Below are 16588 nucleotides of genomic sequence, written 5' to 3'. Positions count from 1 at the left end.
TTAGATCATCCAGCCTGACGCCTGCGCTTAAGCCAGTTGAGCGCATATTTTGCAATTAAGGGAAATACACCCAAGAGAACAAAAGATAACAACAGCGGTAAAGATAAAATATCCTTGAGATTTTCCACTCTCATCAATTGAGTTCCCGCGTTTACGTAAACTATCGTACCCGCCAGCATCCCGAGCTGACTAACCCAGTAGAAAGTCCAAGCTTTAATATGGGTGAGCCCCATCAAGATATTAATTAGGAAAAAAGGGAAAGCCGGCACCAATCGCAGCGCAAAAAGGTAAAATGCCCCCTCCCGCTCAATTCCCTTATTGACGACTTGAAGCCGCTCTGAGAAACGCCCCTGAATATAGTCTCGGAATAAATATCGAGCCATTAAAAAGGCCAGGGTGGCACCGATACTGGAAGCAAAAGAAACGATTACAGTACCCCAGAAAAGACCGAACAATGCGCCGGCTGCAATAGTTAGAATTGCTGCCCCGGGAAGTGATAAGCCAGTCACCAAAATATAGAAGACCAGAAACAAAAATCCGACTAAAAGCGGCGACGACATCTGCCAGCGCTTAAAGTCCTCCGCTCCATCCTTTAACTTTTCCAGGCTCAACCAGTGGTGCAGATCAAGCACGTAGAAAGCCACCACCAATACAACAATGGCGGCTACCAGCAGGATTTTTTTACTCATCGTTTTCAGGTTCCATCCGCCATAACAAAAAGCTAGAGAGCCCCACCACAACTACTGCCCTGCCCGGCTGTACAACCGTAACAGTGATCTGCAACGCAAATTGCCGCCCCCTTCAGATCCACCTCGATTAAATCTCGCAAATGTAATCGGCCAGGAATAGGCATGTTGAGTTGTTGGTTAAAATCACAATCAAATAGGTTTCCCTGCCAATCGACACTAACCAAGTTGCGACACATAACATCAGCGAGATTATCCGCACTGTAACTATCTTTTAGTAGCGCCATATAATCGTGAAACTGCCCCTTGGAAACCAACATGGAACCAAAACGCTTGATTGGCATATTGGCGAGAGCGAACAAATGATTAAATTCAATGGAGAAGTGGTTCGCCAACTCTCTTCGGTAGTCCGCCTCCAAAGCACTTTGCTCCGGGGGTAAAAAGGGTCCCTGGGGGTTATAGACCAAGTTGAGCTCTAAGCCACTGCCGGGCTTGCCATAGCCCAATGCATTTAATTTTTGTAGCGCCGCAATACTCTTATCGAATACCCCTTTACCTCGTTGCTTATCAACATTATCGATTGAGTAACACGGCAGGGAGGCAACGACCTCAACCTGGTTTTCAGCGAGGAATTCAGCAGTATCTTCCTGGCCCGGCTCAAAAAGAACTGTCAGGTTACAGCGATCTATTACATGTACTCCGCGCTCTCGCGCCCCTCTTACAAGGGATCGAAAGCCCCAGTGCAATTCCGGGGCCCCACCAGTCACATCCAGCACACGGGGTTTACGGACCGTAAGAACTTCCAATAACAGCGCCAAATTGTCGTCCGACATCATCTCGGTTCGATTAGGCCCAGCATTGACGTGGCAGTGTAAACAGCGCTGATTACAACGGTAGCCAATATTGACCTGCAAGGTCTCAATGGCCCCTCGGTGCAGAGAGGGGAAGTCCGATAGCTCCAGCAGGGGTAAGGTCTCACGCATCGATATCACTGCTCCATTTCTTCAAGCTCCGGTTCTGTCGGAGCGAGCAGTGGTTTTATTACAGCTTGTGTTTCCTCAGGCATAGCTTCGAGGGGAGTCACCAGACCGCTCAACAGCGCTGTATGAGCGGAGGACTCCGGTTGCTCAGCGCCTAATATACGTATGGCTTCCATCGCAATCTGCTGGGCGCGCATGGCATTTTGTTGAAGATTCGCAATCGCTACCTCTGCGGTTACCGCCTCCTCACGAGGGTGCCAACAATCATAGTCAGTAGCCATAGCCAGCGTGGCGTAGGCAATTTGTGCCTCCCGGGCCAACTTGGCCTCAGGCATATTGGTCATGCCGATAACCGACGCCCCCATACTGCGATACCAGTGGGACTCGGCACGGGTGGAAAACTGTGGGCCCTCGATACAGATATAACTGCCGCCTCGGTGTAACTCAATTGGCTGCTCTGCCTGGGTCAGCGTGAAAGCACGCGCCAAACTATCAGCGACAGCAGAGCATACTGGATCGGCCATGGACACATGGGCAACCGCGCCATCTCCAAAAAAGGTACTCTGCCGCCGGCGAGTCATATCAATGAACTGATCGGGGATTAACATATCCAGCGGCCGTACCTCTTCCTCTAGGGAGCCCACAGCCGAGAGAGACAGGATGTAGCGCACGCCGAGCTGGCGCAGGGCATGGATATTTGCCCGATAAGGTACTTGGGAGGGGATCAGGTGATGATTGCGACCATGACGGGCCAGGAAAGCTACTGGTACACCTGCGAGCTTACCGCAGACAATGGCGTCCGAAGTCCTGCCAAAGGGAGTGTCGATATGGACCTCCTCCACCTCAGTCAGCCCCGGCATATCGTAAAGACCACTTCCTCCAATCACCCCAATCAATGCCCTGGTCATATTCGCTCCTAAACAATTGGTTTTCGGCAGTATAGGAGTGCTCGCTGACCGTGTATATCACTCATAAATGAGCAGCTATTAACCACCGAGCGCCAGCAGGCAAGCACAGCCAGAAAAACTCGTTCTTTACTAATGCCGCTTCGAATATCGCCATTCGGCAGAAAATTACACTTGCAGGTTAACTAACCGACGAACTATATTTACCCGGATAAAAATATTTAATCCGGGTAAATAAGGAGCAAAACTTTGAGCACCGACTATATCGCTATCGATCAGCAACAGATCATCGCCCGAGGGACACTGGAGGTCGTTATTCGCCAAGTGAAAAATATGGGTGCAAACCATGAACCCATTGTTTTCGAGGCCCAAAGCTGTAAACGGGTTGAAGTGGATTGGCATGGGGACACGGAGGAGGTGTTGGCAGTATCAGCTGTAGATACCGCGACTCACAAGGCCAAGCGCGGACGTCCCAAATTAGGAGTTATTCCCAGGGAGATTACCCTGCTTCCCCGCCACTGGGAGTGGCTGAGTCAGCAGCCCGGCGGTGCCTCCGTCACACTTCGTAAGCTGGTTGAGCAGGCACAAAAACAGGTTTCTCCTGAAGAGCGCATCACCCGCAAACAACAGGAACTGGATAAGTTCATGTTGTTAGTTGCAGGGGATACTCCAGGCTTCGAGGAAGCCAGTCGTGCTCTGTATAGGAATAGTAGGATCAGCTTTAAAAAAGCCATCCACTCATGGCCGAGTGATCTCAAAAAGCTAGTATTCAGTAAATTTGAAGAGATTGCAGAGATGCATAGCGGCAAACTTTAAAACGGACTTACTATGAGTGAACAACAAGACAATATATTTGTTAGTGGGAACTTGCTGCCGGTTTTCTTTAAAACGGCTGCGCCTATTATTCTAATAATGCTGGTAAACGGTTCTTTTACTTTATTGGATGCCTACTTCCTGGGGGAGTATGTAGGAGCCGAGGCACTAGCTGCAGTGACTTTGACCTTTCCAGTGTTTATGTTTCTGATAGCGCTTTCTTCATTGATTTCCAGTGGATATTCGAGCGTCCAGGCCAGATTACTTGGTGCAAGGGATATAGATAAAGCGAAGAAGGCCTTCTCTCAAGCCATTACACTAGCACTAATTGTTTGCATTTTATTAATATTGCTTTTTTTAGCTGGAGGCAAACAATTAACATTATTGATTGCCAATGGCTCGGTAGACCTTGCAGAGATGGGGTACACCTATTTAACAATATTGATATTTCTTTCACCAACGCTATTTATCTGCTCAGTGAATTCCGACACTTTACGATGCGAAGGGCGATTATCTCTAATGGCCGTGGTTTCCCTATCATCGGTTATGCTCAACATTATTTTCAATTATATTTTTATCGCCCACCTGGATATGGGTGTGGCTGGCTCTGCCTATGGCACCGCCCTGGCACAGACAATTGCCCTTCTGATAATTGCAGGCTACCGTCATTACGGCCAACCAGTGATTGATATGCAAATTATCCGACTCTCGATTAAACGGAATTTCTGGCCTGAGTACCTATCTTTAGGCCTCCCGTCCAGCTTGAGCTACATCGGTATATCACTCACATCTATCGCTGTAATTTTCAGTATCCAGGCCTGGAGCAGTACCAACTACGATACAACGGTGGGGGCCTACGGCATTACTACCCGAATCATGACCTTTATTTTCCTGCCTCTTCTCGGATTAAGCCAGGCATTTCAAACCCTCGTAGGCAGTAACTTTGGTGCTAAAAGCTGGTCCCGTGCCGACAGCAGTATCAATCTAGCTTTGACAATAGCCTTTTCTTATTGCCTGGTATTACAGCTTGGCGTGCTATTACTAAAAGACACTTTGGGAACCCTGTTCGTCAGCGACCCGCAAATTATTGCAGAGGTTGCACGTATCCTGCCGATGATGACGCTTGTCTACTTTTTGGCGGGACCACTGATGATGATCAGCACATTTTTCCAGGCCATTGGTGACGCCAAACGTGCAGCTATTCTCGGGGTGACAAAAACCTATATTTTTGTACTGCCATTAATTTTGATTTTACCGTTGATGTTTGGTGAAGTGGGGATCTGGTATGCAGGACCAGTTGCAGAACTGATGCTGCTTATTTTAACAGTTTTTGTACTTTATCACCGTAGTCGCAACCTGGGGAATAAATATGGCTTATACACTTCCCGGGCATCTGCTTAAGTAAATTCTTTGCCGAAATTCGTGGCTGCTGATTACCTCGCTTAAAAATTCACTTAAGATTTATAAATTGAAGGGAGTCTTTGACTCCCTTTTAAAGTTACGCCTCCCGCCCCTTAGCCCAAGGGGCCAGCAAAAGAATGGGGCAAGGTCTGACGATTGCCATCATAGAGATATGAAAGCATATCCAGATCCCCAGCACTGGGATTCCAGGTAGAACTATTCACCTGATTGGCCGATATTTTACAGCCTCCCTCACGAGTGTTTTTTACAATCCCCAGTGCCCTTGCCTGGTCGTCATACATCATGATGGAGTTTCCATCAAAAGCAGAATTGTGTGTTAAAAACCTGGTGAGGGTTTGCACCCGAGTTTGCTGCTGCAGGGAGTCCAGTGTGTTCTTCACTGACAGAGGGGCATCGGCACGCATGTGTTCGTGGGCCAAACCCAGTGTATGACCGATTTCATGGGGAAGGGAGGCAATCGCAGCTCTATTGGATTTCCAATCTACGCCACAATATTGATCGGTTTTATTGGTAAACCCTACCGTCGCACTACTGCGGTCATCCTTAATGGTAACCACTCCACGACCTACCGCTCCAACCTGCAGGAACTTAATCGCTGCAAATCTGAACTTTCGATAAATGCAAATTTCCCAATGAGACATAGCCTTTTTTACCGAATTAACATAACCGGAATCTAAATTGGAGGGCACATAATATTTCACCACACCATTCGGCCAAACCCCACCTACCTCTTCATTCCTATCCAAAGAAAATCCACCAAAGTATATCTTATAGGATATTTTTCGAATATTTTTATCTATAGCTAGCCCCATGCTGACGCACCTCCTGAAAAGTTATTTTCGCTGCCATAACGAGAACCAACACTGCCGCACCAAATTCGGCAAGTCAAAACTCACCCGACAGAAATAGAAAACAAAAAATAGGGGAGAGATCACAAAAAACCTTTTCCAAACACCAAAACCAAAATCGATTTCTGTAATAAAAAATATTTTCAGCAAGCAACCAAAAGAGCTAGGAACCACAAGAAAAGCCTTACAAAACGCAGACTTACGTGACCTATAGATAGAAGTACAAAAATGAAGAGAGAATGAAAATCAACTTTCAGCGAAAAAAAGAAAACTTAACAACAGATAAAGCTGTAAACACCATGAAAATGTAAAGATAGGTAAAAATATTTACTGGGGGAGCCCAGCGCAACCCTGCCTAATTTGACCCAACTTTATACAGCCATAAAAAAAGCCACCCAATGGGTGGCTTTTTTGAAAACTAAAAGTTGGCAATTACTTACCAGCCAGTAATTTCCTTCAGAGCGTCGCCGATCTGAGCCAGGGAGCGCACGGTTTTAACACCAGCATCTTCCAGAGCAGCAAATTTCTCATCGGCAGTGCCTTTACCACCAGAGATGATCGCGCCCGCGTGACCCATACGCTTGCCGGGAGGAGCAGTTACACCAGCGATGTAGGAAACTACAGGCTTGGTAACATTTTCCTTGATGTAAGCAGCTGCTTCTTCTTCAGCAGTGCCACCGATCTCACCGATCATAACGATTGCTTCGGTCTGCGGATCGTTCTGGAACATTTCCAGGATATCGATGAAGTTGGAACCCGGGATGGGGTCGCCACCGATGCCCACACAGGTGGACTGGCCAAAGCCGTAGTCGGTGGTTTGCTTAACCGCTTCATAGGTCAGGGTACCGGAACGGGAAACGATGCCCACTTTACCCGGCTTGTGGATGTGACCTGGCATAATACCGATCTTGCACTCACCCGGAGTGATAACACCCGGGCAGTTCGGGCCGATCAGGCGCACGCCCAGCTCGTCGCACTTCACTTTAGCGTCGAGCATATCCAGAGTCGGAATACCTTCGGTGATACAAACAATCAGCTTGATACCAGCGTTGGCCGCTTCCAGGATGGAATCCTTACAGAAAGGCGCAGGTACGTAGATTACGGAAGCTTCAGCGCCGGTCTTCTCTACCGCTTCTTTAACGGTGTCGAATACTGGCAGGCCCAGGTGAGTCTGGCCGCCTTTACCCGGAGTTACACCACCAACCATCTTGGTGCCGTAAGCAATCGCTTGCTCGGAGTGGAAAGTACCCTGGGAGCCGGTGAAGCCCTGGCAGATTACTTTAGTGTCTTTGTTAATCAATACTGACATGATTATTTACCCTCCGCAGCTTTAACCACTTGCTGAGCCGCATCGGTCAGACTGGTAGCCGCGATAATGTTCAGGCCACTGTCGCTCAGAACCTTGGCGCCCAGATCTGCGTTGTTACCTTCCAGGCGTACAACAACCGGTACTTTAACGCCAACTTCTTTTACTGCGCCCACAACGCCTTCGGCGATCATGTCACAGCGAACGATACCACCGAAGATGTTGATCAGTACGGCTTTTACGTTCTCGTCAGACAGGATGATCTTGAACGCTTCAACAACGCGCTCTTTGGTCGCGCCGCCGCCAACGTCCAGGAAGTTAGCTGGCTTGCCGCCGTGCAGGTTTACGATGTCCATGGTACCCATGGCCAGACCAGCACCGTTTACCATGCAGCCGATGTTGCCATCGAGAGCTACGTAGTTCAGGTCGAACTTGGCAGCGTGCGCTTCACGGGAATCTTCCTGGGAAGGATCGTGCATTTCGCGCAGGTCAGCGTGGCGGTATAGCGCGTTGCTGTCGATTACCACTTTGGCGTCCAAGCAGTGCAGGTTGCCTTCGGTGGTGATTACCAGCGGGTTGATTTCCAGCAGGGCCAGATCTTTTTCCTGGAACATTTTTGCCAGGCCGAGGAAGATCTTGGTGAACTGCTTAACCTGAGTCGGGTTCAGGCCCAGTTTGAAAGCCAGCTCGCGCGCTTGGTAAGGCTGAGCGCCTACCAGCGGATCGATAGTGGCTTTCAGGATTTTTTCTGGAGTCTCTTCCGCTACTTTCTCGATCTCAACGCCGCCTTCGGTGGAAGCCATGAAAACGATACGACGGGTGGAGCGGTCAACAACAGCGCCAAGGTACAGTTCTTGGTCGATGTCAGTGCAGCTTTCAACCAGGATACGGGAAACCGGCTGGCCATTTTCGTCTGTTTGATAAGTTACCAGACGCTCGCCCAGCCACTTCTTGGCAAACTCTTCAATCTCTGCCTTGGAATCTACCAGCTTTACACCGCCAGCCTTACCGCGGCCACCAGCGTGTACCTGGGCCTTTACTACCCACTTATCACCGCCAATTTCGTCAGCCGCTGCTGCTGCCGCTGCCGGGGTTTCCGCTGCAATGCCTTTGGAAACCGGCAATCCGTATTCCGCAAACAGTTGTTTGCCCTGATACTCATGCAAGTTCATAGTCAATACCAATTCACATATAAAATGTGTTTACTAATTGCAGATCACTCTGCACCTGAAAGAGAAATTTAAAATTTCCGTCGTTGCAAATTTCAAATTCCACAAATGAAACCGGGGCGCTAATTAATCAATAATTAGTGCCCCGAAATCGAAAAATATTCTTACTTGCGCTTCTTGCGATTTACGGTGTGAATCGCATGGCCGTTCACTCCCAGCGCCGCTTCTTTCACAGTTTCGGAAAGAGTCGGGTGCGCAAATACCGTCATACCGATGTCTTCAGCACTGGAGCCGAATTCCATCGCGATCGCCACTTGCTGAACCAAGTCTGCGGCAGACGGGCCAACAATATGGGCACCCAGTACGCGGTCAGTTTCCGCGTGAGCAATGATTTTCACAAAGCCCTGGGTATCGTTGGCGGCCATAGCGCGGCCGTTGATAGCAAACGGGAAGCTGCCTACGTTGTAGGGCTCGCCATCGGCCTTCACCTGCTCTTCGGTGCGACCAACCGCAGCGATTTCCGGGTGAGTGTAAATAACGTTGGGGATCACGTCGTAGTTCATCATCGGCTTCTGGCCAGCAATGCGCTCGGCAACCACAACACCTTCTTCTGAGGCCTTGTGTGCCAGCATTGGGCCGCGTACCACGTCACCAATCGCCCATACGCCCGGTGCAGAAGTCATGCACAGGTCGTTGACATAGATGAATCCACGCTCGTCCATCTTCACACCGGCATCTTCAGACAGAAGGCCTTCGGTGTAAGGGCGACGACCAACGCAAACGATCAGCTTGTCGAAAGTTTCCTGGTGCTCTTTACCATCTTTGTCCTGGTAAGTAACAACCACTTCTTCGCCTTTCACTTCGGAGCCGGTTACGCGGCAAGCGAGGCGGATATCCAGGCCCTGCTTCTTGAAGATCTTCTGGGACTCTTTGGCAACCTGTTGGTCCATGATCGCCAGGAACTTGTCCATCGCTTCAAGAACAACCACTTCGGAGCCCAGGCGGTTCCATACAGAACCCAGCTCCAGACCGATAACACCGGCACCGATAACACCCAAACGCTTTGGAGTTTCAGTGAATTCCAGAGCACCAGTGGAATCGACAATAATTTTGTTGTCTACCGGAGCGGGCGGAATATTTACCGGTACAGAACCGGAAGCCAGAATGACGTTTTCAGCTTCGTAGACGGTGCTGTTGCCTTCGTCGTCGGTTACTTCCACTTTCTTGTTCGCCAGCAATTTGCCGGTGCCGAAAATGGAGGTCACTTTATTGGCGGTGAACAGACCTGCTACACCACCGGTCAGCTTCTTAACGATCTCGCCTTTGCGCTCGATCATCTTGCTCACATCCATCTTGACCTTGCCGACTTCAATGCCGTGCACGTCGAGAGCATCTTTGGCTTCGTGGTATTTCCAGGAGCTGTCCAGCAGTGCCTTGGAAGGAATACAGCCAACGTTCAGGCAGGTACCGCCATTTACGTATTTACCTTCCTTGTTTTTCCACTTTTCGATACAAGCCGTTTTCAAGCCCAACTGAGCGGCACGGATGGCAGCGACATAACCACCAGGACCGGAGCCAATTACGATTACGTCAAATTTTTCGGACATGATCAGTTCCAGATATTTCTAATGCAGTGTGATCGAGGGGGCCCGCAGGCCCCAAGATTTATTGTTTAAACTTCGAGCAAGATACGCGCTGGATCTTCGATCATTTCCTTGATCGCTACCAGGAAGCCAACCGCTTCCTTACCATCGATCAGACGGTGGTCATAGGACAGCGCCAGGTACATCATCGGCAGGATTTCCACCTTGCCATTTACCGCCATCGGGCGCTCCTGGATTTTGTGCATACCCAGAATTGCGGTTTGCGGTGGATTCAAAATCGGAGTGGACAGCAGGGAACCGAATACACCACCGTTGGTGATGGTGAAGGTACCGCCAGTCATCTCTTCGATAGACAGTTTGCCATCCCGGGCGCGAACACCCAGATCGCGGATATTGTTTTCCATATCCGCCAGGCCCATGTTCTCCGCATTGCGCAGAATCGGCACAACCAGGCCTTTCGGAGAGGAAACCGCTACACCGATATCCTGGTAACCGTGGTAAACGATATCGTTGCCGTCGATAGACGCGTTCACTGCGGTGTAACGCTTCAGCGCTTCTACTGCAGCTTTTACGAAGAAGCCCATAAAGCCCAGGCGAGTGCCGTTGTGGGTCTTCTCAAACAGGTCTTTGTAGTTCTTGCGCAGATCCATAATCGGCTTCATGTTCACCTCGTTAAAGGTGGTGAGCATGGCGGTGGACTGGGAAGCGTCCAGCAGGCGCTCAGCGATACGCTTGCGCATACGGGTCATAGGAACACGCTTCTCTACGCGCTCACCCGGAGCAACCGCAACTTCAGCAACAGCGGCGGCAGGTGCAGCAGCGGCAGCCGGCGCAGTGCCCGCTTTCATTACGTCTTCCTTAAGAACGCGGCCACCCTTGCCAGTGCCTTCAACACCGGCCAGGTCTACGCCCTTCTCAGCAGCCATTTTCTTGGCAGATGGCATAGCAATTTTGTCGCCAGCCGCAGGAGCTGCGGCTTCGGCAGCCGGAGCTTCTGCTTTTTCTTCCGCCGGGGCAGCAGCTGCGCCAGCGCCCGCTTCGAACTTGGCAATCACCTCATTGGAGAGAACGGTATCGCCCTCACCCTTGATGATTTCAGTCAGGGCACCATCGGCAGGTGCAACAACTTCCAGCACAACTTTATCGGTTTCGATATCCACGATCAGTTCATCGCGGGACACAGCTTCACCAGGTTGTTTATGCCAGGTGGCGACAGTTCCGTCCTGAACTGATTCAGGGAAAGTTGGCGCTTTAATCTCGATCGTCATTTTTTCTGTTTCCTGAGATTGACTCTTCACTTATTACTGCCGCCGGTTATTTGACGGTCAGCGCCTCGTTGATGAACTTATTCTGTTCTTCAAGGTGCGTGGACATATAGCCCGCCGCAGGTGCTGCGGATGGGGCGCGGCCCACATATTCCAGATCCAGCTTCGGATGGGTTTCCGACAACAGGCGACGCAAGTGGTGCTGGCTGGAGTACCAGGCGCCCTGGTTCATGGGCTCTTCCTGACACCAGGCAACACTCTTGATCTTCTTGAATGCGGAAACCGCTTCCACAAACTCTTCGTCCGGGAATGGGTACAGCTGCTCGATTCGTACGAACGCCACATCTTCCTGTTCGCGCTCCATACGGGCTTCCAGCAGGTGGTAGTAAACCTTGCCGGAACACAGAACCACACGCTTCACTTTGTCTGGATCTACGCCCTGGTCCTGGATCACGTTGTGGAAGCGACCTTCTGCCAGCTCTTCCAGGCTGGAAGTGGCCAGCTTGTGACGCAGAATCCACTTTGGACTCATAATCACCAGAGGACGACGCATTGGGCGCACCGCCTGGCGACGCAGCAGGTGGAAGATCTGCGCTGGGGTAGTGGCGTTACACACCTGGATATTGTGCTCCGCACACAGCTGCATAAAACGCTCAAGGCGTGCAGAGGAGTGCTCTGGGCCCTGGCCTTCGTAGCCGTGCGGCAACAGCATTACCAGGCCGCACATACGGCCCCACTTGTGCTCACCGGAAGTGATGAACTGGTCGATTACAACCTGGGCACCGTTGGCGAAGTCACCAAACTGGGCTTCCCACACCACCAGGGACTTTGGTGTCGTGGTGGCGTAGCCGTATTCAAACGCCAACACCGCCTCTTCGGACAGCAGCGAGTCGTAGATATAGAAAGGCGGCTGGTCTTCAAACATGTGCTGCAAAGGCACGTAGCTCTGACCGTCTTTCTGGCTGTGAACCACCGCGTGGCGGTGGGAGAAGGTACCGCGACCCACGTCTTCACCGGTAAAGCGGACCATAAAGCCCTCTTCCAGCAGAGTACCGTAAGCCAGGGTTTCCGCCATGCCCCAGTTCAGAGGCAGGGCGCCACCGGCCATTTTGCGGCGGTCTTCATAAATTTTGGAGACCTGGCGCTGCATTACCACACCATCGGGCACGTTGGTCATGCGAGTGGCGACATCCTGCAGCTTCGGCAGCGCGTAGCCGGTATCTGCAGGCACCTGCCAGTCGTGGCCCAGGTAGGGGCTCCAGTCCACAAACATGGAGGAGTCCGGCTTCTTCACAAGACCGGTAGCAACGTCTTCACCGGCATCCAGCTTGTCGCGGTAATCGTTGGCCAGCTTGTCTGCGGCAACCTTGTCCAGGATGCCCTCGCCCACCAGCTTCTCGGAATAGAGCGTGCGGGTAGTCTTGTGCTTGCGGATAGTCTGGTACATCAGCGGCTGGGTACCAGAGGGATCATCGGTCTCGTTGTGGCCGCGACGACGGTAGCAGACCAGGTCGATAACGATATCTTTCTTAAATTCGTAGCGGTAGTCCACCGCCAACAGCGCGGCCAATACGACCATTTCCGGGTCGTCGCCATTTACGTGCAGCACCGGCGCATCGATCATCTTAGCGGGATCGGTGGAGTACTCAGTGGAGCGGGCATCTTCACGCTTGCTGGTGGTAAAGCCCACCTGGTTGTTCAGTACGATGTGCACAGTACCGCCGGTGTAGTAACCGCGGGTCTGGGACATCTGCAGGGTTTCCTGCACCACACCCTGGCCGGCAAAAGCCGCGTCGCCATGGATGTTGATCGGCATTACTTTCTCACCGGTCGCATCTTTGCGGCGATCCTGGCGGGCGCGTACGGAACCCACTACCACGGGCGCACTGATTTCCAGGTGCGACGGGTTAAAGGCCAGGGCCAAGTGCACTTCACCACCGGGAGTCATCACGTTGGAAGAGAAGCCCTGGTGGTACTTCACGTCACCGGAAGTATCGAGGGTCTTCTTGCCTTCAAACTCCTGGAACAGATCCGCAGGGTTTTTACCGAGGATATTGACCAGGGTATTCAGACGACCGCGGTGGGCCATACCGATCACCACTTCCTTCACCCCGTAGGTGCCGGAGCGACGGATCAGAGCGTCCATCATCGGGATCAGGCTCTCACCACCCTCTACACCAAAGCGCTTGGTGCCAGGGTACTTGGAGTCCAGGTGGCGCTCCAGGCCTTCAGCGGCGGAAAGGCGCTGCAGGATTTCAATCTGGATGTCGGTGCCGAAGTTGGCTTTAGACTGGCTGCGCTCAAGGCGCTGCTGGAACCACTGCTGCTCTTCCAGGTTGGAGAGATGCATGATCTCCGCACCCAGGTTGCCACAGTAGGTATTCTCCAAACCCTCGACGATTTCACGCAGGGTCGCCTCTTCTTTACCGAGGAACAGGCTACCGGTATTGAAGGTGGTATCGAAATCACCCTCAGTCAGGCCGTGGTAGCTCAGTTGCAGGTCGGGCACTTGTTCACGAGCCATCAAGCCCAGGGGGTCGAGGGTCGCTTTTTTATGGCCGCGATGGCGGTAGGAATCGATCAGTTGCAGAACTTTAATCTGCTTACGCTCGTGCTCAATATTGGCAGAGCCGGCCGCACCGGGAGCGGCCACCGGGCGCGCGCGGTGTTTGCTGAGCAGCTCAAAGTGCTGGCGAACAGCGGCGTGGGAAACATCGCTGCTGCCCTCAACGCGGGGGAGGCTATCGAAATAATTGCGCCACTCCTCGGGGACACCGTTGGGGTCGTGCAGATAGGTCTCGTAAAGCTCCTCCACGTAGGCAGCATTGCCCCCGGAGATATGGGAGCTACGCCACAGCTGCTCCATGGTACTTTCGTGCATGTTGATGCCTACCTCAATTGCAGTGTGCTTATCTTCTCTTGAGCCACTGCGCTTTCCTTTCACTCACAAAAGGGGAGGCGCACAAAGCCACCTCCCCTTTTCAGTTTTTTACCGGTTAGAACCGGCTTTTTGTCGTTTGCTTGGCACCCTACCTGGCACCGGGTTCGCAGAGCGCGAACCCCAGCGGGCCGATAACCGGCCGCAGCATCCCCTACACGGCGCGGGTCAGCAGCATATTGCGGATATGGCCGATCGCGCGCGTCGGATTCAGTCCTTTCGGGCAAACATTGACACAGTTTTGAATACCGTGACAACGGAATACGCTGAAGGGGTCATCCAGATTTGACAGGCGCTCATCAGTAGCCAGGTCGCGGCTATCTGCCAGGAAGCGGTAAGCCTGCAACAAACCAGCTGGGCCGATAAACTTGTCCGGATTCCACCAGAAAGACGGACAGGAAGTGGAACAGCAGGCGCACAGGATACACTCGTACAGACCGTCAAGCTTTTCGCGATCTTCCGGAGACTGCAGACGCTCGATGGCCGGAGCCGGGGTATCGTTTTGCAGGTACGGTTCAATCTTCTTGTACTGCTCGTAGAACTGCTCCATATCCACAACCAAGTCGCGGATAACAGGCAGGCCCGGCAGCGGACGCAGAACCAGTTTACCCTTGGGGGCAGCTTCAGACAGTGGCGTAGTGCACGCCAGACCATTGCGACCGGAAATGTTCATACCGTCAGAGCCACAAACGCCCTCACGGCAGGAACGACGGAAAGACAAGGTCTGATCTTCGGCTTTCAGCAGTTCCAGAACGTCCAACACCATCAGGTCCTTGCCCTTGGTGTCCAGTTCATAGTCCTGCATATAAGGCGCTTTGTCGGTTTCCGGGTTGTAACGGTAAATGCTTACTTTCAACATACTCTATTCCGCTCCCGAATCAGTAAGTCCGAGCTTTCGGTTCAAAGGCTTCCATAGTGTTAGGCGCGAAGTTTACTGCACGCTTGCCAACACGTTTTTCCGTGGGGAAATACATAGAGTGGCACAGCCAGTTTTCATCATCGCGCTCCTGGAAGTCCTCACGGGCGTGAGCACCGCGGCTCTCAGTGCGGGTCTCTGCAGCAACTGCAGTGGCCTCGGCAACTTCCAGTAAGTTTTGCAGCTCCAGCGCTTCAACACGGGCGGTGTTAAACGCGCGGCTCTTGTCTTCGAGGCGCACATTTTCAATACGCTCGCGCAGATCTGCAAGCTTCTTCACACCTTCGGCCATAAAGTCGCCGCGACGGAATACGCCGAAGTGGTTCTGCATCACGCCCTGCAGCTCTTTGCGCAGGTCGGCAGCCTTCTCACCCTTCTCATTGGTTTCCAGGTGATTCAAGCGAGCCATAGCGGCTTCGAGATCAGACTCGGAAGCTTCGCGGTGCTCGATACCTTCGCGCAGGGACTTCTCAATAAACAGGCCGGAAGCGCGACCGAATACCACCAGGTCCAGCAGGGAGTTACCGCCTAAGCGGTTGGCTCCGTGTACGGACACACAGGCAACTTCGCCACAGGCGTAGAAGCCATCAACAATCTGATCGTTACCCGCAGCGTCCTGGGTCAGAGCCTGACCGTGAACGTTGGTGGGAATACCACCCATCATATAGTGACAGGTAGGTACTACCGGGATCGGCACCTTAACCGGGTCGGCGTGGGCGAAGGTCTTGGACAGCTCACAGATACCGGGCAGACGGCTGTTGAGCAGCTCTTCACCCAGGTGATCAAGCTTCAGGAATACGTGATCGCCTTCCGGGCCACAGCCGCGGCCGTCGAGAATCTCGAGAACCATAGAGCGAGCCACAACGTCGCGGGAAGCGAGGTCTTTGGCGTTGGGCGCATAGCGCTCCATAAAACGCTCACCATCTTTATTGATCAGGTAGCCACCCTCACCGCGACAACCTTCGGTCACGAGTACACCGGCACCGTAAATACCAGTGGGGTGGAACTGCCACATCTCAATATCCTGGACCGGCATACCGGCACGCAGGGCCATACCGACACCGTCACCGGTATTGATGTGTGCGTTGGTGGTGGAAGCGAAGATACGACCGGCACCGCCGGTAGCGAATACAGTCGCTTTGGATTTGATATAAACCACTTCGCCATCTTCGATGCACATGGCGATCACACCCACAACAGCACCGTCCTGGTTCTTCACCAGGTCAATCGCAAACCATTCGTTCAGGAATTCGGTTTTGTGCTTAACGTTGTTTTGATAGAGGGTATGCAGCAGTGCATGGCCGGTACGGTCAGCAGCGGCACAAGTACGTGCAGCCTGGCCACCGCGGCCGAAATCTTTAGACTGACCGCCGAAGGGGCGCTGATAAATACGACCTTCCTCAGTACGGGAGAAAGGCAGGCCCATGTGCTCCAGCTCAAATACCGCTTCTGGACCTACGGAACACATATATTCAATAGCGTCCTGGTCACCGATATAGTCGGAACCCTTAACGGTATCGTACATATGCCAGCGCCAATCATCGTTGGGATCTGAACTGGCAATTGCACAGGTAATGCCACCCTGGGCAGATACTGTGTGAGAACGAGTCGGGAATACCTTGGTAATAACCGCAGTTTTATAGCCGGACTGGGCCATCTGCAGGGCAGCGCGCATACCGGCACCGCCTCCACCAATTACAATCCCGTCAAATGAAATAGTACGCATGTTCGCCATT

The 16588-nt window shown here is 52.2% G+C and carries 13 protein-coding genes; 2 read left to right on the top strand and 11 right to left on the bottom strand.

What is annotated here, in order from left to right:
* Positions 1-5: 5 nt before the first annotated feature.
* The 3 genes from ACJJI6_RS22370 to mtnP are packed head-to-tail and all read right to left on the bottom strand — an operon-like array spanning position 6 to position 2574.
* Complete coding sequence (locus ACJJI6_RS22370; RefSeq protein WP_282933814.1) at positions 6-689, bottom strand: TVP38/TMEM64 family protein; 684 nt, start codon at positions 687-689, stop codon at positions 6-8.
* 32 nt (positions 690-721) lie between these two features.
* Complete coding sequence (gene arsS / locus ACJJI6_RS22365; RefSeq protein ID WP_475712085.1) at positions 722-1669, bottom strand: arsenosugar biosynthesis radical SAM (seleno)protein ArsS; 948 nt, start codon at positions 1667-1669, stop codon at positions 722-724.
* Positions 1670-1674: 5 nt separating this feature from the next.
* A complete protein-coding gene (gene mtnP, locus ACJJI6_RS22360) occupies positions 1675-2574 on the bottom strand; it encodes an S-methyl-5'-thioadenosine phosphorylase (protein WP_444896422.1) in 900 nt (299 codons plus the stop codon).
* Between the two features lie 246 nt (positions 2575-2820).
* On the opposite strand from mtnP, the gene ACJJI6_RS22355 reads away from it, so the two are divergent.
* Positions 2821-3387, top strand: a complete 567-nt coding sequence (locus tag ACJJI6_RS22355; protein WP_413662983.1) for a DUF2239 family protein — start codon at positions 2821-2823, stop codon at positions 3385-3387.
* Between the two features lie 12 nt (positions 3388-3399).
* Complete coding sequence (locus ACJJI6_RS22350) at positions 3400-4785, top strand: MATE family efflux transporter (protein WP_475712084.1); 1386 nt, start codon at positions 3400-3402, stop codon at positions 4783-4785.
* 113 nt (positions 4786-4898) lie between these two features.
* On the opposite strand, the gene ACJJI6_RS22345 is transcribed toward ACJJI6_RS22350, so the two are convergent.
* The 8 genes from ACJJI6_RS22345 to sdhA form a co-directional block, all read right to left on the bottom strand.
* Positions 4899-5618 carry a M12 family metallopeptidase gene (locus ACJJI6_RS22345; RefSeq protein WP_475712083.1) on the bottom strand — a complete coding sequence of 240 codons (720 nt, stop codon included), beginning with the start codon at positions 5616-5618 and terminating at the stop codon, positions 4899-4901.
* Positions 5619-6090: 472 nt separating this feature from the next.
* Positions 6091-6963: a succinate--CoA ligase subunit alpha gene (sucD, locus tag ACJJI6_RS22340; RefSeq protein WP_108734154.1), complete on the bottom strand. Its 873-nt coding sequence runs from the start codon at positions 6961-6963 to the stop codon at positions 6091-6093.
* A gap of 2 nt (positions 6964-6965) precedes the next feature.
* The gene (sucC, locus tag ACJJI6_RS22335; protein ID WP_282933818.1) at positions 6966-8132 is read right to left on the bottom strand and encodes an ADP-forming succinate--CoA ligase subunit beta; all 1167 of its coding nucleotides are present in this window, start codon (positions 8130-8132) and stop codon (positions 6966-6968) included.
* Between the two features lie 161 nt (positions 8133-8293).
* Positions 8294-9736 carry a dihydrolipoyl dehydrogenase gene (lpdA, locus tag ACJJI6_RS22330; RefSeq protein ID WP_020412682.1) on the bottom strand — a complete coding sequence of 481 codons (1443 nt, stop codon included), beginning with the start codon at positions 9734-9736 and terminating at the stop codon, positions 8294-8296.
* Positions 9737-9801: 65 nt separating this feature from the next.
* Positions 9802-11001 (bottom strand): 2-oxoglutarate dehydrogenase complex dihydrolipoyllysine-residue succinyltransferase, encoded by a 1200-nt coding sequence (odhB, locus tag ACJJI6_RS22325; protein ID WP_282933820.1) that lies wholly within the window; start codon positions 10999-11001, stop codon positions 9802-9804.
* Between the two features lie 46 nt (positions 11002-11047).
* The gene (locus tag ACJJI6_RS22320; protein WP_282933821.1) at positions 11048-13879 is read right to left on the bottom strand and encodes a 2-oxoglutarate dehydrogenase E1 component; all 2832 of its coding nucleotides are present in this window, start codon (positions 13877-13879) and stop codon (positions 11048-11050) included.
* Positions 13880-14090: 211 nt separating this feature from the next.
* Positions 14091-14795, bottom strand: a complete 705-nt coding sequence (locus ACJJI6_RS22315) for a succinate dehydrogenase iron-sulfur subunit (RefSeq protein ID WP_282933822.1) — start codon at positions 14793-14795, stop codon at positions 14091-14093.
* Positions 14796-14814: 19 nt separating this feature from the next.
* Positions 14815-16587, bottom strand: coding sequence for a succinate dehydrogenase flavoprotein subunit (sdhA, locus tag ACJJI6_RS22310; RefSeq protein WP_282933823.1), 1773 nt, complete (start codon positions 16585-16587; stop codon positions 14815-14817).
* Between the last annotated feature and the right edge of the window lies 1 nt (position 16588).

The organism is Microbulbifer maximicatervae (SeqCode) (genome assembly GCF_056232625.1).
The sequence above is the reverse complement of the archived record's forward strand: the minus strand, read 5'-3'. Positions and strand labels throughout refer to the sequence as shown.